General features: G+C 67.0%; 14 protein-coding genes. 7 read left to right on the forward strand and 7 right to left on the reverse strand.

Annotation, left to right across the window (positions count from 1 at the left end; genetic code table 11):
- Positions 1 to 116 precede the first annotated feature (116 nt).
- Positions 117 to 2,291, forward strand: coding sequence for a glycoside hydrolase family 3 N-terminal domain-containing protein (locus tag IMX13_RS14415; protein ID WP_111186641.1), 2,175 nt, complete (start codon positions 117 to 119; stop codon positions 2,289 to 2,291).
- 106 nt (positions 2,292 to 2,397) lie between these two features.
- Positions 2,398 to 2,913, forward strand: a complete 516-nt coding sequence (locus tag IMX13_RS14420; RefSeq protein WP_193396596.1) for a hypothetical protein — start codon at positions 2,398 to 2,400, stop codon at positions 2,911 to 2,913.
- Positions 2,914 to 2,958: 45 nt separating this feature from the next.
- On the opposite strand, the gene IMX13_RS14425 is transcribed toward IMX13_RS14420, so the two are convergent.
- On the reverse strand, positions 2,959 to 4,137 hold the full coding sequence (locus IMX13_RS14425; protein WP_111186640.1) for a PQQ-dependent sugar dehydrogenase: 1,179 nt from the start codon (positions 4,135 to 4,137) through the stop codon (positions 2,959 to 2,961).
- Between the two features lie 169 nt (positions 4,138 to 4,306).
- On the opposite strand from IMX13_RS14425, the gene yiaA reads away from it, so the two are divergent.
- Positions 4,307 to 4,756, forward strand: a complete 450-nt coding sequence (gene yiaA, locus IMX13_RS14430; RefSeq protein ID WP_053519474.1) for an inner membrane protein YiaA — start codon at positions 4,307 to 4,309, stop codon at positions 4,754 to 4,756.
- Between the two features lie 90 nt (positions 4,757 to 4,846).
- Here yiaA and IMX13_RS14435 read toward each other — a convergent pair whose 3' ends face one another.
- From IMX13_RS14435 to IMX13_RS14460, 6 genes are all read right to left on the reverse strand, one after another.
- Positions 4,847 to 5,191, reverse strand: coding sequence for a hypothetical protein (locus tag IMX13_RS14435; RefSeq protein ID WP_111186638.1), 345 nt, complete (start codon positions 5,189 to 5,191; stop codon positions 4,847 to 4,849).
- Between the two features lie 111 nt (positions 5,192 to 5,302).
- Positions 5,303 to 6,601, reverse strand: a complete 1,299-nt coding sequence (locus IMX13_RS14440; RefSeq protein ID WP_065175432.1) for an amino acid permease — start codon at positions 6,599 to 6,601, stop codon at positions 5,303 to 5,305.
- On the reverse strand, positions 6,598 to 7,374 hold the full coding sequence (locus tag IMX13_RS14445; protein ID WP_193396597.1) for a L,D-transpeptidase family protein: 777 nt from the start codon (positions 7,372 to 7,374) through the stop codon (positions 6,598 to 6,600). Before IMX13_RS14445 ends, IMX13_RS14440 begins: the two co-directional genes overlap by 4 nt.
- Before the next feature lie 27 nt (positions 7,375 to 7,401).
- The gene (locus IMX13_RS14450) at positions 7,402 to 8,247 is read right to left on the reverse strand and encodes a MurR/RpiR family transcriptional regulator (RefSeq protein ID WP_065175430.1); all 846 of its coding nucleotides are present in this window, start codon (positions 8,245 to 8,247) and stop codon (positions 7,402 to 7,404) included.
- A gap of 73 nt (positions 8,248 to 8,320) precedes the next feature.
- Positions 8,321 to 9,427 (reverse strand): dipeptide epimerase, encoded by a 1,107-nt coding sequence (locus tag IMX13_RS14455; RefSeq protein ID WP_065182564.1) that lies wholly within the window; start codon positions 9,425 to 9,427, stop codon positions 8,321 to 8,323.
- Positions 9,424 to 10,860: an SH3 domain-containing protein gene (locus IMX13_RS14460; protein ID WP_193396598.1), complete on the reverse strand. Its 1,437-nt coding sequence runs from the start codon at positions 10,858 to 10,860 to the stop codon at positions 9,424 to 9,426. The genes IMX13_RS14455 and IMX13_RS14460 overlap by 4 nt, the downstream gene beginning before the upstream one ends.
- Positions 10,861 to 10,992: 132 nt before the next feature.
- Here IMX13_RS14460 and IMX13_RS14465 point away from each other — a divergent pair, with 132 nt between their 5' ends.
- From IMX13_RS14465 to IMX13_RS14480, 4 genes are read left to right on the forward strand one after another with little or no spacing between them, the layout of a single operon-like run.
- On the forward strand, positions 10,993 to 12,453 hold the full coding sequence (locus IMX13_RS14465; RefSeq protein ID WP_193396599.1) for a transglutaminase-like domain-containing protein: 1,461 nt from the start codon (positions 10,993 to 10,995) through the stop codon (positions 12,451 to 12,453).
- 51 nt (positions 12,454 to 12,504) lie between these two features.
- The gene (locus IMX13_RS14470) at positions 12,505 to 15,504 is read left to right on the forward strand and encodes a TonB-dependent receptor (RefSeq protein WP_111186633.1); all 3,000 of its coding nucleotides are present in this window, start codon (positions 12,505 to 12,507) and stop codon (positions 15,502 to 15,504) included.
- Positions 15,505 to 15,562: 58 nt separating this feature from the next.
- On the forward strand, positions 15,563 to 17,113 hold the full coding sequence (locus tag IMX13_RS14475; protein WP_319637194.1) for a serine hydrolase domain-containing protein: 1,551 nt from the start codon (positions 15,563 to 15,565) through the stop codon (positions 17,111 to 17,113).
- Positions 17,046 to 17,759, forward strand: a complete 714-nt coding sequence (locus IMX13_RS14480; RefSeq protein ID WP_193396601.1) for a M15 family metallopeptidase — start codon at positions 17,046 to 17,048, stop codon at positions 17,757 to 17,759. The genes IMX13_RS14475 and IMX13_RS14480 overlap by 68 nt, the downstream gene beginning before the upstream one ends.
- The last annotated feature ends 4 nt before the right edge of the window (positions 17,760 to 17,763 follow it).

The following is a 17,763-nucleotide window of genomic DNA, read 5'->3' on the forward strand; positions in this document are numbered from 1 at the left end:
CCCGCGGGACCGTACGGACCCCGCTGGTGGATGAAACTGAATGCCGAAACCTCTCGCCAAATGGCCCGGGATCGCTAGAATGCCGGGCTTGTAAACGTTTTCATCAAGGACTGCCGGTGGCCTCCGAACGCATCGAATCCCTCATTGCCCAGATGACCGTCGAGGAAAAGGTCGGCCAGCTGGGTGTTTTCGCGGACATGGTCCGCCCGTTCGCCCCGGACGTGAACCCGGAAGCCAACGTGCGCAATGCCGACCAGGTGCTGCAGCAGGTGCGCGAGGGCAAGGTCGGCTCGCTGTTCAACGGGGTGGGCGCCGAACTGGGCCGCCGCATCCAGCAGGTCGCGACCGAGGAGAGCCGGCTGGGCATCCCGGTCATCCTCGCGGCCGACGTCATCCACGGCATGCGCACCGTGTTCCCGATCCCGCTGGGCGAGGCCGCCAGCTTCGAGCCGGACCTGGCCGAGCGCACCGCCCGCGCCACTGCGGTCGAGGCCACCGCCGCCGGCCTGCACTGGACCTATGCGCCTGCCGTGGACATCGCCCGCGACCAGCGCTGGGGCCGTGGCGCCGAAGGCGCAGGCGAGGACGTGGTGCTGGGCTGTGCCTTCGCCGCCGCCCGTGTGCGCGGCTTCCAGGGCAGCGACCTGCGTGCCGCCGATTCGCTGCTGGCCACGCCCAAGCATTTCGCCGCCTATGGCGCGGTGATGGCCGGCATGGAATACAACATGGTGGACATCTCGCCGCAGACCCTGCGCGACGTGCACCTGCCGCCGTTCAAGGCGGCCTTCGATGCCGGTGCGATCACGGTGATGTCCTCGTTCAACGACATCAACGGCGTGCCGGCCAGCGCCAATGCAGAACTGCTCACCGACATCCTGCGTGGCGAGTGGAAGTTCCCGGGTGTGGTGATCTCCGATTACACCGCCGACATGGAACTGGTGGCGCACGGCTACGCCGCCGATGACCGCGACGCCACCGCCAAGGCCTTCACCGCAGGCCTGGACCTGAGCATGCAGAGCGGCTTCTATGCCGAGCACCTGCCAGGCCTGGTGGAAAGCGGCGAGGTGCCGATGGCGGTGCTGGATGAGGGCGTGCGCCGCATCCTGTGGCTGAAGGAAACCATCGGCCTGTTCGACGACCCGTACCGGTCGCTGGACCCGGCCCGCGAAGCGGACGACTCGCACATCGCCGCACATGATGAGCTCTCGCGCGATGCCGCGCGCCGTTCGATCGTGCTGCTGAACAACCGTGACAACGTGCTGCCGCTGCAGAAGACCGGGCAGAAGATCGCGCTGATCGGCCCGTTCGTGCAGGACCGCGAAAACATCGAAGGCTGCTGGACCCTGTTCGGCGACAAGCAGCGTTATGTGGACCTGGAAACCGGTGTGCGTGCCGCCATCGGTGACGCGTCGCTGCTGGAGATCGTGCCCGGTTGCGATCTGGAAACCGCGATCCCGGGGGGCACCGAAGCCGCCGTGGCGGCTGCGCTGCGTGCCGACGTGGTGGTGTTGGCGCTGGGCGAGCCGCAGCGCTACAGCGGCGAAGCGCAGTCGCGCGTGGAGATCACCCTGCCGCCGGCGCAGCAGGCACTGGCCGAGGCGGTGGCGATGACCGGCAAGCCGCTGGTGGTGCTGCTGCGCAATGGCCGCGCGCTGGCCCTGCAAGGTGCAGTGCGCAATGCACAGGCCGTGGCGGTCACCTGGTACCTAGGCACGCAGACCGGTCATGCCGTGGCCGATGTGCTGTTCGGCGACTACAGCCCGTCCGGCCGCCTGCCGGTCAGCTTCCCGCAGGTGTCCGGCCAGCAACCGTACTTCTACAACCATCCGCGTACCGGCCGCCCCGAACTGCCGACGATGTCGGAGTTCAAGGCACGCTGGCGCGAGATTCCCAACGAGCCGCTGTATCCGTTCGGCCATGGCATCGGCTACACCACCTTCGCCTATGGCGTGCCGCAGCTCAGCACGGCACAGCTGGGCTGGGACGACACCCTGACCATCACCACCACGCTGACCAACACCGGTACCGTGGCCGGCGAGGAAGTGGTGCAGCTGTACATCCATGACCGCGTGGCCAGCCGCGTGCGGCCGGTGCGCGAGCTGAAGGACTTCCGCAAGATCGCACTGCAGCCGGGCGAATCCACCGATGTGGTGTTCACCCTGCATCGCGAGCAGTTGGCGTTCACCGGCCGCGATGGCGTGCTGCGTGCCGAGCCGGGCCTGTTCGAGCTGTGGGTGTGCGCGTCGTCAGCGGCTGGCGAGCCGGTGCAGTTCGAGCTGCTGAAGGGCTGAACGGGAACGGTAGCGCCGGGCCATGCCCGGCGTCGTCACCCATAGCAAACACGCCGGGCCTGACCCGGCGCTACCATCGGGGTTCGTGATCCGATGGAGCCCGACCATGCGCAAGAGTGCTTTCCTTGCCCCCGCGCTGCTGCTGGCAGCCTGTGCACAGCCGGCGCCGCCGACGGCTCCGGAGGCAACGCCCGCTGCCGCACCGCCGGCCGAACCCGTGCAGGCAGCACCGGCAGCACCTGCGGCACCCGCGAGCGAACAGACCGAAGATTCGCGCGCGCGCATCGAGACACTGCTCGGTGACGCGGCGCAGTACGAGAAGGTCTTCGATGCCTTCAGAACGGCGGTGGTCGGCGGTGATCGCGCGGCGGTCGTCGAGGAAATACGTTTCCCGTTGAACATCAGCGGCGGAAAGACGATCGCCGGACCGGGCGAATTTCAGCGCAGCTACGAGAAGATCATCACGCCGGCCGTGGTCAAGGCGGTGTCCGCACAGGATTTCGGCAAGGTGTTCGTCAACCAGCAGGGCGTGATGATCGGCGATGGCCAGGTGTGGTTGAGCGGCCAGTGCCTTGATGCGGCCTGCACCCGGACCGAAGTGAAGGTCATCACCATCCAGTGAGCGTGCGGGGTGACGGGCTCTGGCCCGCCACCCTGCGTTACCTGATCAGGTCTTCGGCGTGAGCTTGAGCAGGCGCGCCTTGCTGCCATCTTCAAGCAGCCACAGCGCGCCATCGGGCCCCTGTTCCACTTCACGGATGCGCTCACCCATGTTGAAACGTTCCGCCTCGCGCGCGTTGTCGCCCTCGAAGGCCACGCGCACCAGTGATGTGGAGGACAGGCCGCCGATGAAGCCGCTGCCCTTCCACTGCGGGAACAGGGTGCCGCTGTAGATGACGAAGCCCGCAGGCGAGATGACCGGCGTCCAGGTCACCTTCGGCGCGGCGAACTCCGGGCGCGTGTCGTGGTCGGGAATCGGCCGGCCGTCGTAGTGGTCGCCGTTGGAGACCACCGGGTAGCCGTAGTTGGCGCCCCGCACGATCAGGTTCAGTTCGTCTCCGCCCGCCGGCCCCATCTCATGCGCCCACAGCTTGCCGTTGGCATCGAAGGCCATGCCCAGGATGTTGCGATGGCCCAGCGACCACACCTGTGCTGCCACGCCGCCCTGTGACGCGAACGGATTGTCCGCCGGCAGGCTGCCATCGTCGTTGAGGCGGATGATCTTGCCGAGGTTGCCGCCCATGTCCTGCGCGGGGTCGAACTTCTGCCGTTCGCTGGAGCTGATCCAGAGCTTGCCGTCCGGACCGAACACCAGGCGATGGCCGTAGTGGCCCTGCCCGCTGACCTTCGGTGTCTGTCGCCAGATCACCTTCAGATCCTTGAGCTGGCCACCGCCGTCGGCGTCCAGGGCGAGCGTGGCGCGGGCCACCGCGGCGCCGCGGGTATCCAGCGTGCCTTCCTCGGCATAGCTGAGGTAGATCACCTGGTTGCGGGCAAAGTCCGGATGCAGGATGACGTCGCCGAAGCCGCCCTGGCCACCATAGGCGACCTTCGGTACGCCGGTGATCTCATGCTTCTGGCCGCTGGCCACGTCCAGGTGCTGCAGCTTGCCGCGCTTTTCGGTGACCAGCAGACTGCCATCGGGCAGGAAGGTCATTGCCCACGGTTGATCGAAACGGCTGACTTCCGTGGCGGTGAACGGTCGCTGGTCGGTTGCGGCCGCAGCGGGTGCAGCAGCGGTGGCGGCAGTACCGGCAGTAGCGGATGCAGGATCGGCGGCGTTGCAGGCAGTGGTGGCGAGAATCGGCGCCAGGCCGAGGGCAAGCAGCAGGGGCGTGCGGGTCATGGGAATCTCCAGGGCGGGGATGCGGATGGCCAAGCGTTCCCTTGTATACCACTGCGGGTGTGACCGTCGTGGCCCGAAGGTCCTGCTACCCCCTGTGCGACGTGGGGCGGATCGTCTAGGGTGGGCACGCCCGGGCAATGCATGCCCGTCTGTCTGCCAAGGATCTGCAATGCACACTGTTCCGACCCACAAGCCGTCTCCCGCCTTCGTCGCCGCTTCGTGGGTGGCGCTGCTGCTTGGCGCGGTGGCTTATCTGATCGGCCTGTTCAACGCCGAAATGGCCCTGAACGAGAAGGGCTACTACCTGGCGCTGCTGCTTTATGGCCTGTTCGCGGCGGTATCGCTGCAGAAGAGCGTGCGCGACCGCGTGGAGGGCATCCCGGTCAGCGGCCTGTACTACGCGCTGTGCTGGTTCGCCCTGCTGTCGGCGCTGCTGCTGTTGCTGGTGGGCCTGTGGAATGCCACGTTGCTGTTGAGCGAGAAGGGCTTCTACGCCATGGCCTTCGCACTTGCGCTGTTCGGCGCGGTCGCGGTGCAGAAGAACACCCGCGACCTGATCGCCGCCAACGGCGGCAATGCACGCGGTCAGGCCGTGCCGCCGCTGCCGGAACACGACTGACCCCCGGATTGCGCAGAGCCGGGACCAGCCCGGCTCTGCCGCAGTGCCGAAGGACAGCCGGGCATGGCCCGGCCGCAGCGGGGCCTGCCCTCAGGTGCCGCGCGGTACGCCCCGGTCCAGGCGCTGGTCGAGGTTGACCGCTTCTTCCCAGCCGCGGCGGACGGCGTTGCGGGCCTGCGCCCACTCCAGCCGGCTCTTGCCGCGCTCGTTCGCCCAGCGTGACTCGAGTTCGGCTTCCACCTCTTCGTACGCGCGGATCATGTCCTGCGCACGGGCAGCGTGGCCGATGCGATAGGCCGGCTCGTAGTCCTCGAAGAACAGCTGGTTGTCGTAATAGGGTTCAGCGGTGTAACGCTCGCGCCAGAAGTCGGAAACGGCCTGGCGCGGTGCGCTGTCATCCGGCACGCGGCCGGGGATCTGGTACTCGGGGCTCATCGATCGGGCTCCGTGGTGGATGAGCTTCGATCATGCCGCCATGGCGGTTAACGGTCCGGTCCGCTCGCGTGAAGGGAAGGTGTCCTCCACCTGCGCCGTCGCTGCCGATCATCAGGCGCCCACGTCCTTGCGCGGCAGTTTGTAGATCACTGCGCCGATGGCGAAGGCGACCAGTGCGGCGGCGATGTTCTGCCAGCTGGCACTGGCGAACAGGGCCAGGCAGAGCAGCAGGGCCAGGACCGGAATCAGCGGCCCGCCCGGCAGCTTCAGTGCGCCCGGCCGGTCGGCGTAGCGCTTGGCCAGCACCAGCACGGCCGCCGCGGTTCCGATGTAGGCGAACAGTCGCGTGGTCATCGACAGCAGCGCCAACTGCACGAACGAACCGGACAGCGCCAGGCCGAGGGCGATCAGCCCCTGGCAGAAGATCGCGGCAGCCGGTGTGCGGAAGCGCGGATGGACCTGCGCGAGGATCTTCGGCCCGTAGCCATCGCGGGCAAGCGCGAACAGGAAGCGCGGGCCCATCATCATCGTATTGCTGTTGGTGCCGAGGATGGAGATGGTCGCACCGACGGTCAGGATCAACGCCAGTGCCTCACCGCCGAATCCGGCTGCGGCATCGGCCAGCGGTGTCGGCGACGACGCAAGCCCGGCCAGGGTGCCCTGCGCCACCACCTGCACCGCGCCGTAGATGACGGTGACGGTGATGATCATGGTGATCAACGCGAATGGAATGTCGCGACGGGGATTGCGGTACTCGCCAGCTGCCGCCGGGATGTTCTCGAAACCAGCGTAGGCATACAGCAGCAACAATGCGGCCTCACCCATGCGCTGCAGGTCGTGCGGGTCCGGGCGCTGGCCGGAGAACGCCAGCTGCGGATCGATGTAGAACGCGCCGATGGCCACGAACAGCAGCAGCGGCAGCATCTTGCCGATCACCAGCACGATGCCGGTGCGGGCCGCCGAGCGCACGCCGATGATGTTCACGCCGGTCAGGAAACCCAGCGACAGCACGATCACGGCAAGGCGACCCGTGCCGGCCCCGGCCCAGGGCCAGAAGCGCGCGACCGCATCGGCCAGCGCATTGCTGAGTGCGGCCGCCGAGCTGATACGGGTCAGCCAGATCATCCAGCCGATCTCGAAGCCGGCGAAGCGGCCAAAGGCTTCGCGGGCATACAGATAGCTGCCGCCGGGTTCATCGAAGTAACTGGCGGCCTGCGCGTAGCACAGCACCAGCAGGGCCACCACGATGCCGGCGGCGACCACGCCCCACAGGCTGAAGGGGCCCAGCAGGGCGACGGTGGCCGCCGGCAGCAGATAGATGCCGCTGCCGATCACGTCGTTGATCGACAGGCCGACGATCTGCCAGCGGCTGACCGCGCGCTGCAGCTGCGGTTCGTCCGGGGCGCTCAACGCAACGCTCCGGTCAGGGCCGGCAGCTGCCACGGCCCCTGCAGGTTGTCGTACTCCGTCTTGGGCAGCAGGACGAAGACCGCGCGCGTGTCCGGCTTCAGCCAGGCCAGCAGGGCCGTCATGTGGCGTGGCTCCATTGCCGTACAGCCGGCCGTGGCCTCGGCCGGTTTGCGCCAGAGGTGGGCGAAGATGCAACTGCCCTTGCCCGGCCTGCGGCTGCTGTTGTGCTCGATCACGAAGCCCTCGCGGTAGCGAACATCGCCCTTGTTGTGCAGGTCCAGCCGCATCGGTTCGGTGGAGCCTTCTACTGCGGCGGTACCTACGTCCGCCGCATCGACGATGCGGTTGTAGTAGCGCGAGGCGGGTACATCCATGCAGTAGTGGCTGGCCGTCATCGGCAGATACGGCATCGCGCTGGCGATCGTCGGCGCGTAGCCGAACGCGGGGCCGATATCGAAGACGCCGGCCGGACTGCGCCCGTCGCCTTCCGTCTTCTGCGGCCCCTGGTTGTGCAGCGACGCACGGCCCACGCCCCACGCGCTGCCCTCACGCCCCACGGCCACGGTGAAGGCCGGGCCGTGCGGGCGCCACGTGTCGTCGCTGCTCCTGCGCTCATAGGCCTGCAGCCGGCCCTGGGTGGCATCCCAGCTGTCGGTGACCACCACGATGGCCTGCAGACTGCGCGCCATCGGCGGCAGCGGGGTGAGCGCGCCAGCGGGCAGCGCGGTGGCCAGAGCGGTGACAGCGAGGGCGGTACGCAGCAGCGGCAGCATCGTGGACTCCAGTGAACCAAGGGTCGATCAGGCGTCGATCAGGTGTTCGATCCGTTCCAGGTTCACCCCGAGCTGGCGGTGGCGGTCCGGGTTGGCATGGCACAAAAGCACGAAGACGAAGTCGAGCAGGGACTGCAGTGAAGCACGGTACAGCAGCTGCGCCACGTGCGGTGCGGGGTCATGGGCGCAGACCACCAGTGACTGGTCGGCATGTGCGCGCAGTGGGTTGGCGGTGTGGCGGGTGATCGACACCACCTTCCCGCCCACGTCCTGGAACTGCCGCGACAGCTGGAACAGCTGCGGCAGCTTGCCGAACTCGGAGAACACCAGCATGGCATCACCGGCCCGCGCCGCTGACAGGTTGGCCATCATCAGGATCGGATCGGCATGGTGCACGGTCAGCATGCCCAGCAGCGACAGTCGCATGGCGAACTCGCGCGCGTACAGGCCGTCATCGCCAAGGCCGTACACGAACACTTTGGGCGCCCTGTCGAGCAGTCGCACGATGGCCTCCACATCAGCCTGCGCATTGGCCAGGCTGGTCTCTTCCTCGGCGGCTGCCCGGCTCAGGCGCAGGCGCCCGGCGATGTCGGCGTAGTCATCGGCGCTCGGCGACGGCGGGCGTGCCTGCGGATCGTGGCCGGCGCGCGCCACGTCCTGGCCGATCGAGTACTTCAGGTCCGGGTAACCCTTGAAGCCCAGCTTCTGGCTGAACTTCACCACGCTGGACTGGCTGATGCCCAGCGCGCTGGCCAGCTGCTGCGACGAGTAGTCGCGCAGCAGGTGCGCGTTGTCGAGGATGAAGTCGGCGATGCGGCGTTCGATGGCCGACATCTGCCCGCGCTCGGAGCGGATTTTCACCAGGGGTGGCATGGGGCTCAGCGTGGGTCCGGTTGCAGGAAGGGTAAGCGGGATCAACGGTCGGCGGTAGCGCCCGTGCAGCGGCCTACCAGCGCGGCGGCGTGATCATCTCCAGCCCGCGCACCTCGGTGATTCCCAGCCCCGGCGCATCGCTGATGGTGATCTCCGACTCGTTGAAGTTGACCCCGCCGCTGACCGGGTCGAACTGGCCCAGCGAAGGGCCGTCCAGGTCGACCTTGGTGATCACATCACTCCTGGCCACGGCCAGGTGCACGGCCGCGGCCACGCTGATGCTCGATTCGATCATGCAGCCGATCATGCACGGCACGCCGTAGATGCCGGCGATGTCGGCGATGCGGATGGCATTGGACAGGCCACCGGTCTTCATCAGCTTGATGTTGATGATGTCCGCCGCGCGCTGCTGGATCAGGTCCATCACCTGGCTGGGACTGAACACGCTCTCATCGGCCATGACCGGCGTGTTGACCCGGTCGGTCACGTACTTCAGACCACTGATGTCGGCGGCCTTCACCGGCTGCTCCAGCAGCTCCAGCACCACGCCGGCATCCTCCAGCGTGCGCATCGCGTGCACCGCCTGCTTGGCGGTCCAGCCCTGGTTGGCGTCCAGGCGCAGCAGGGCGCGGCCTTCAACCGCCGCGTGGATCGCCTTGACCCGCTCGATGTCCAGGCCGATGTCCTTGCCTACCTTGATCTTCAGCGACTCGAAGCCACGCTCGATCGCCGACAGCGAATCGGCCACCATCTTGTCGATGTAGTCCACGCTGATGGTGATGTCGGTGGTGATGACCGGGTCGCCGCCGCCGAGCATCTGGTACAGCGGCGCACCATGCAGCTGCGCCCACAGGTCGTACAGGGCGATCTCCACTGCGGCCTTGGCGCTGGTATTGCGCTCCATCGACGTCTGCACCAGCCCGCACAGGCGGTTGAGGTTGGCAACGTCCTGCCCGATCAGGCGTGGAGCGATGAAGTGGCGGATCGCTTCGATGATCGAGCCGTGCGTATCACCGGTGATCACGGCGGTGGCCGGCGCCTCGCCGTACCCGGTGTGGCCGCTGTCGGTGCGGACCAGCACCACCACGTCCTCCACGGTTTCCACCGTGCGCAGGGCGGTCTTGAAGGGGGTCTTCAGCGGCACGCGCAGCATGCCCAGTTCAATGGCGGTGATCTTCATTCAGGGGTCTTGGCCCGCAGGCGCTGGATGTTGGTGATGCGGTCGATGTAGCGGACCGTGTCGCTGGCCATCATCGGCTCCAGCGGCGTGACCGAAACACCATTGAGATGGGCCTGCACACGCGTGCCGTCGGCGCCGAACCAGCTGCCGCCGGCCGTATCGTGGATGACCCAGGTGCGGCCGTCGACGTGGCCGATGGCCATCATCACATGGCCGGGGATGTAGACCAGATCACCGACCTGCAGGCCGGTGACGGCACGTTCGCGCCCGGCCTTGCCATCCTTGCTGGTGAAGGGCAGGCGATCCAGCGCCGGGCTGATCGCCTGGGCGCTGGTATTGCGCGGCAGCAGCACGCCGAAGCTCCGGTAGATTTCCGAAACGAAGCCGCTGCAGTCGCGGGTATCGTAGTCATGGCCCCAGCCATAGCGCTCACCCAGGAACTTGAACGCCTGCTGCAACAGCCGTCGAGGGGTCAGCGGCAGGTAATCGGCGGCCGTGTCTTGCGAGCGCGGCAGCAGTGCCGGAACCAGCTTCAGTCGTCCATCGGCCTCGCGCACGGGCAGCTGCACCACCCATGAGGCGTGGGCCTGCTGGCCGTTGACCGGCGTGGCCGCAGGCCAGTCGGCCAGCACCGGCAGGCGCATGCCCATGTCCAGCTGCAGGCGCGAGACGCGCGGCTCTTCCGGCGTGTAGACGGTGTGCGCGGTGGCGCCGGTGACGATGCGGTACGGGCCGGCGCTGCCATAGCCGAGCACGCTGGTCTTGTCGCCGGTGGCCACGGCGTCCGTTTCGATCCATGCACTGTAACGCTCGCTGTGCACGAACAACCAGCGGCCATCGGTGCTGCGATGGACCACGGCGACCTTGTCACCGGGGAACAGCGCCGATTCCTGGAAGCGATCGATATCGGTATCGCCCACCGTGCTGAAGACCCGCTCGCGGGTCGGGAAGGTGCGCAGTGCGGCACGCTTCACCACCAGCCCGTAGTCGGGCGCCACCTGTGCGGGAATCGCATCCAGGCCGAGGTTGGCTTCGATGGCCTTGCGCACTGCCGGTGCGATCGCCTGCCCCTTGGCGTTGTAGAGCGTACGCGTGGGCCAGCTCGACAGCGCCGTGATGCTGCTGCGTACCTGTGCCGCATCCAGCTGGGCGGGCAGGGCGGCGATGTCCTGGATATGGACATCCTCTGCGCGCATCCGTGCGTTCTGCGCCTGGATCTGTGCGCGGTCGAGTATCGGCGCATCGGCATCGTCCAGCCGGGCGGCCCAGTAGTCCGGGGTCAGGTAAGCCTCGTGCAGACCGATCACATACGGCAGCGGCGCGCCCGGATCGGGCGCGGCAGCCTGCACGAAGGCCGGTGCGGCGAACAGGCACAGGGCCAGGGTCAACCGGCGCGGCCACTGCCGGCGCGGTTCGCGGGAAGCCAGGATCATGCGCAGCACACCCTCCTCGAATGCCTTAAGGAATATTTATTCCTTTCGCTCGCGAAAGCAAGAATAAATTATTGACCGGTCCTCCGGCCCGTGTTACACAGCCGTTACCACCCGCGCTTGGGAAGTGTCGCTGTGGATCCTGCCGTTCGCAAACCGCGTCTGCCTGCCGCCGCCGGCCTGTGTGCCGCGCTGCTGCTGTGGGCGTCGGCCACGCACGCGGCAGAAGCGCGCGACAGCCGGCAGCTGCAGGTGATCGACCTGATCGACAGCGGGCGCTTCAGCGACGCCCAGGCGCTGCTGGCGACCGGGCGCGATGCTGCCGACGACGCATTCCAGCGCGAGCGCATGCGCCGCATCCGCCTGGATTTTTCCCTCGACGAAGCGGCGGCCAAAGCGGCGGTGCGTCGCTGGATTCCGGATCTGACCGACGAGGAGTTCGCGCGCTGGGACCAGCTGGGGCTGATCGAGCACCTCGATATCGATGGCAGGCGCGCGTACTTCAAGCGCGCGCCCTCGAACCTGTTCCTGCTCAGCGATGAAGCGCGTGCACGCCGCCGCGCCGATGCACCGATGCCGTCTCCGGGCCCGAATGAAGTGCTCAACGCGCACCACGCACGTGTCGTTGCTGCTGCCGGTCAAAGTGGCCAGGGCTCGGTGCTGCCGCAGCGCATCGCGTTCACGCAGTCGCTCACGGTCAAGGCCGATGCGGTCCCGGCGGGCGAAACCGTTCGCGCCTGGATTCCCTATCCGCGCGAGATTCCGGGCCAGCAGGAGCGCGTGCAATGGCTTGGCAGTACACCGGACAAAGCACGCGTGGCACCCGCCGGTACCCTGCAGCGCACCGCCTATCTGGAAGCGAAGGCCGTCGCCGGGCAGCCCACGCGCTTCGAGATCCGTTATGCCGTCACCCTGTTCGCCCGCCACACGGCAATCGATCCGGCCCGGGTGCAGCCGACACCGGCCGACGCCGCGCTGCAGCCTTACCTGAGCGAACACTTGCCGCATGTGCGTTTCACGCCGGCATTGAAACTGTTTTCCGACCAGGTGCTGCAGGGCGAAACACGCCCCTACGAGATCGTGCGCAGGCTGTTCGCGGCGGTCGATCGCATCCCATGGGCCGGCGCACGCGAGTATTCCACCCTCAGCAACATCAGCGACTACGCGCTGCGTGCCGGCCATGCCGACTGCGGCCAGCAGACGCTGCTGCTGATCGCGCTGCTGCGCATGAACGGCATTCCCGCGCGCTGGCAGTCGGGCATGGTGTTCTCCGACGATGGCAGCGGCTACAACAACCTGCATGACTGGGGACAGGTCTATCTGGCGCCGTATGGCTGGCTGCCGATGGATGTGACCACCGGTGCACTGGCCAGCGATGTACCTGCGCTGCGCGATTTCTACCTGGGTGGCCTCGACGGCTATCGCATCGCCTTCAACGACGATTTCGGCCAGCCGTTCGTGCCGGCCAAACAGCATTTCCGCTCGGAAACGGTCGACTCGCAGCGCGGCGAGGCCGAGTGGGCAGGCGGCAACCTGTACTTCGACCAATGGAGCTACGACTTTCAGTGGCAGGTACTGCCCGCCGGGCAACGCTAGCGCGACACACCACCATCGGCACCATTCAATTCTTGCAGGAGAGAGCAGGGGATGAAGGCATACAACATCAAGCGGGCGGCGCTGTGCGTCGCCCTGGGTACCTGTCTGGGCGTGATCGCGCCCGGCGCCTTCGCGCAGGATGGCTCCGTCGCCGGCCGGCTGGTCAGCGATGCCGGCCAGGTTCCCGCCGGCGCCACGGTCACGGTGCGCAATCCGGCCACCGGCTTCGTCCGCTCGGTACAGGCCGATGCCAACGGCAGCTATCGCATTCCGCTGCTGCCGGTGGGCACCTATGAGATGGAGGTGAGCCTGCCCGGCGGCGGTGCCAGCCGCGTCGGCCAGGTCACCGTCGGACTGGGCAGCGCAACCACCGTCAATGTGCCGCTGGGTGCGGTCAGTACCCTGGGAACGGTGGAGGTGCGCGCGCCGCAGGTGGTATCGATGGTGGATGTGAAGTCCACCGAATCGGCCACCAATATCACCCGTGAGGAGCTGTCGCGCCTGCCGGTGGACCGTGACATCACCGCCGTCGCGCTGCTGGCGCCGGGCGCAGTGAAGGGCAAGGGCTCGCTGGGCGGACAGGGCATTTCGTTCGGCGGCTCGTCAGTGGCCGAGAACACCGTGTACATCAATGGACTGAACGTCACCGACTTCTACAACCGGGTGGGCTTCTCGTCAGTACCGTTCTCCTTCTACCAGGAGTTCCAAGTCAAGACCGGAGGCTATTCGGTGGAGTTCGGGCGCAGCACCGGTGGCGTCATCAACGCCGTCACCCGCTCGGGCAGCAACGACTTCAAGGCCGGTGCCGAGCTGGTGTTCGAACCCCGCGCGTGGCAGTCGCAGGCCCGCGACCGCTATGACGGCCAAGGCAGCCGCTACATCACCGCCAGCCGCGACGACTACAGCCGCAGTGCGCTCAACGTGTTCGCCTCCGGTGCCCTGGTCCAGGACCGGCTGTTCTTCTTCGGCATGTACGAGGCCCGTGACTACCGGCCAACCTCGACCAACGATGCCGGTACGCGCCTGAGCCAGGGCAAGGCCGATGACCCGTTCTGGGGCGGCAAGATCGACTGGCAGATCACCGACAACCAGATGCTGTCGCTGTTCGGCTTCTCGGACAAGAGCAAGACGCTTACCGATGTCTACAACTACGACTATGCCAGTGGCCAGACGGTAGGCGAGCGCAGCAACCAGATCTACAACACCGTGGGCGGCAGGAACTGGTCGGGCACCTACAGCTGGCAGGTCAACAACGACCTGACCATGAAGCTGATGTATGGCGAGAACAAGCGCAACCGCGCGCAGAGCTCGTTGATGGACGAAAACTGCAACCGCGTGTTCGACAACCGTACCGCCAGCCAGGGCGTGCCCTCGCAGCTGCAGGGCGACCGCAGCTGCACCAGCAGCTCGCTGCTGGAATCGGCACTGGATACGCGCAAGGCCGCACGCGCCGACTTCGAGTGGACCCTGGGCGACCATCTGCTGCGCTTCGGCCTGGACCGCGAAGAGAACACCTCCGACTACAGCCGCGCCTATCCCGGTCCGGGTGGTTTCCGCTACGACATCTACTACCGCACGCCGGGCAGCTCGCTCAATGGGGGCATCGTGCCGGCCAGTGGCCTGGTCGCGCGCACCCGCCGGTATGAAGTGGATGGCTCGTTTGAAACCATCAACTCGGCGTATTACCTGGAAGACAACTGGCAGGTCACCCCGAACCTGCTGCTGAACATGGGCCTGCGCCTGGAAGCCTTCGACAACAAGGGCGGCGACGGCAGCAGCTACATCAAGATCGACGACATGCTGGCCCCGCGGCTGGGCTTCGCGTGGGACGTGCGTGGTGATGGCACCACCAAGGTGTTCGGCAACCTTGGCCGCTACTTCCTGCCGGTGGCCAACGTCATCAACATCAAGCAGGCCGGTGGCTTCCTGGACGAACGCACCTGGTACGAATTCCTCGGCTATAGCGGTGCCGCCAACAACGTGCCGAACCTGGGGGCGCAGATCGGGCCGGTCGACAATTCGCAGGGTGATGGCAGCGTGCCGGACCTGCGTGCCGAAGTGAACCGGGACATGGACCCGGTCTACCAGGACGAGGCGATCCTCGGCTTCCAGCAGATGATCAACGAAGCCTGGTCGGTCGGTGCCAGCGTGACCTATCGGCGCCTGCACAACGCCATCGATGACATGAACATCACCGCCACCGGCCAGTGCGGTGCCATCGACAGCGTCTGGATCATGGGCAATCCCGGGCGCAGCAATACCGTCTGGGGCGATACCAACTGCGACGGCAGCAACGATGGCTGGATCAGCATCGATACGTCGAAGGAAGGCTGGGCGCTGTATGACGATGACGGCAACTATGTTGGCCAGCGCGGCTGGGTGAAGCCCAAGCGCGACTACAAGGCGCTGGAGCTGCAGGTCGATCGCGCCTGGGATGGCAAGTGGGGCTTCAATGCGTCCTATACGCTGGCCTACGGCCGTGGCAACGCCGAAGGCCCGGTCAACTCCGATACCGACTTCGCCGATGCCGGTCGTACCGAGAACTTCGACAACCCCTGGGTGAACTACGGCGGCTATGGCTACCTGGCCAATGACCGGCGGCATCAGTTCAAGTTCCGTGGCAGCTATGCGTTGACCGAGAACCTGAGCGTGGCGGCGACGCTGGGCGTGCAGTCGGGCAGCCCGATCACCCGCTTCGGCGCCGGCAATCCGTTCGACGACACCGACTTCCACAGCTATTACGTGTGCGTGTCCAACTGCCAGGCGAGTGTGCCGTCCGAGCGCGTGTTCGTGCATTCCCCGCGCGGTGGCGATGGCCGCACGCCGTGGACCTACGACCTCGACGTCAGCGTGTCGTACAAGGTGCCGATCCCCACCGACCTGCGCCTGAAGCTGGCGGTGTACAACGTACTCAACCAGCAGCGTGTGGTGACGGTGGACCAGGACTACGAGCCGCAGGACAGCATCGGTACGCCGAACCCGCTGTATCGTTATGGCACCGGCTTCCAGTCGCCGCGCTATGCGCAGCTGACGGTGACCTGGAGCTACTGACGGTGTGCCCGCGCCGCTCGAAGGGGCGGCGCGGGCAATGACACAAGGGAGCGGGCCTGTGCTTCAGCTGATCGTCCTTGCTGCACTTGCCACCTCGCCTGCTGCGCCGGCGGAGCCCGCGCGCTTTGATGCCGATATCGCCACCGTTGTCGCACGCGAGCACCTGCCTGGGGTGGCGGTGGCGGTGGTGGACCAGGGACAGGTGGTGTACCGCCGTGCCGAAGGCATGCGGGGTGATGGCGGTCGCATTGATGAGGACACGCTGTTCAAGATCGCCTCCAACAGCAAGGCGATGACCGCCGCGCTGCTGGCACGGCTGGTGCAGCAGGGCCGGCTGCGCTGGGATGACCCCGTGCAGCGCCATCTGCCCGGCTTCCGCATGCACGACGCCTGGGTGGGGCAACAGATGCAGGTGCGTGATCTGCTGATCCACAACAGTGGCCTGGGACTGGGCGCCGGTGACCTGATGCTGTGGCCCGAGCCCAATGCCTTCACCCGCGCCGACATCATCGCCGGGCTTGCGCATCTGAAACCCGTTACCAGCTTCCGCAGCGGCTATGCCTACGACAACCTGATGTACGTGGTCGCCGGTGAAGTGGCTGCTGCCGCAGGGGGCAAGCCCTATGACCAGCTGATGCGCGAGCAGGTGTTTGAACCGCTGGGCATGGCCCGTTGCCAGGTTGGCCGCTGGTCGGTGCGCGATGTCGGCAACGTCGCCCAGCCGCATGCGCGGCGCGACGGCCGCACGACGGTGGTCAACACCGATGGTGAGATCAGCGCCGATCTGCCATCGATGGCAGCCGGCGGCATCCGCTGCTCGCTGCGCGACATGACGCGCTGGATGCAGGTCCTGCTGGATCCCGACCTTGTGCCGGACTGGCTGGACACGCCACAGCGGCGGGCACTGTGGACGCTGCACATGCCGATGCCGCTGGGTGACTTGCAGCGGCGCTGGGACAACGCACACGTGCATGGGTATGGCTACGGCTGGCGCCTGTCGGACATCGATGGCCACTGGAAGGTGGCGCATACCGGCACTCTGTCCGGCATGTATTCGTCGCTGGCCCTGCTGCCCGACCGTGGCATCGGCGTGGTGATGCTGATCAATGGCGAGGGCGAGCAGGCACGTACCGCACTGATGCAGTCGATGCTGAAGGCGTACACCGCGCCGCAGGACCGCAGGCGTGCCGCCGACTACCTCGATGAACTGGAGCGCGCGCAGGCGTCCAAGCGTGCGCAGGGGCATGTGGCGCCTTCGACGGAAGGTGCGCGCGCCGTATCCGGCACGGCCTTGCCGCAGTGGCAGGGCCGCTATGCGGATCCATGGCTGGGAACCGCCTGGCTGTGCCCAGGCCCCGACGGCCTGCGGTTCCGCGTGGAGAAATCGCCTCGCCTGCAGGCCCGGGTGATGCAGCTGCAGCAGCGTTGGCTGCTGCGTTGGGATACGCTGGGTGAGGACGCGCAGGCGTGGCTGCAGCCCGGCGATGGCCCGGTGCCGTCCCTGCAACTGCGCGCGATCGACCCGGACATCGACTTCAGCTATGACTTCCAGGATCTGCATTTCACTCGCATTGGCGACTGCACTGGCCAGCCCCGCGCACGCCAGTGAGGCGCCGCGCATATCGTCGGCCACCGATGCGTCGCAGGCCGGGCTGGTGGAGATCCGCACGGTGTCGCCGGGAATCGGGCTGGACATCCGCTATGCCGGCGCCGGCAACTTCACGGGCGCACGCGTGCCTGGCTATGAAGCGCCGGCCTGTTATCTGCTGGCGCCGGTCGCGACCGCATTGGCACGGGTCGAAGCGGATCTGCGCGCGCAGGGCTTCGCTCTGCGCATCTACGACTGCTATCGCCCGGTGCGCGCGGTGCAGGCGTTCGTGGCCTGGGCACATGACCCCGCGGAGCAGTCACGCAAGTCACTGCAGTATCCGGATCTGGAAAAGCCGCAGCTGTTGAGCGAAGGCTACATCGCCGAGCGCTCGGGCCACAGTCGCGGCGCCACCGTTGACGTCGGCCTGCTGGCGTGCCGGCGCGACACGTGCACGCCGCTGGACATGGGCACCGATTTCGATTTCTTCGGTCCGCGGGCGCACACCGCGGCCGAGGGACTCAATGACGCACAGCGGGCCCACCGTGCCCGTCTGCTGCAGGCGATGGCCCGGCATGGCTTCAGCAACTATGCGCAGGAGTGGTGGCACTACACGCTGCAGCCCGAGCCGGACCCGATGACCGCCTACGACGTGCCCGTTCGATAGCAGC

The sequence above is a fragment of the Stenotrophomonas sp. B2 genome (assembly GCF_014947095.1).
GTDB classification, from domain to species: Bacteria; Pseudomonadota; Gammaproteobacteria; order Xanthomonadales; family Xanthomonadaceae; genus Stenotrophomonas; species Stenotrophomonas maltophilia_P.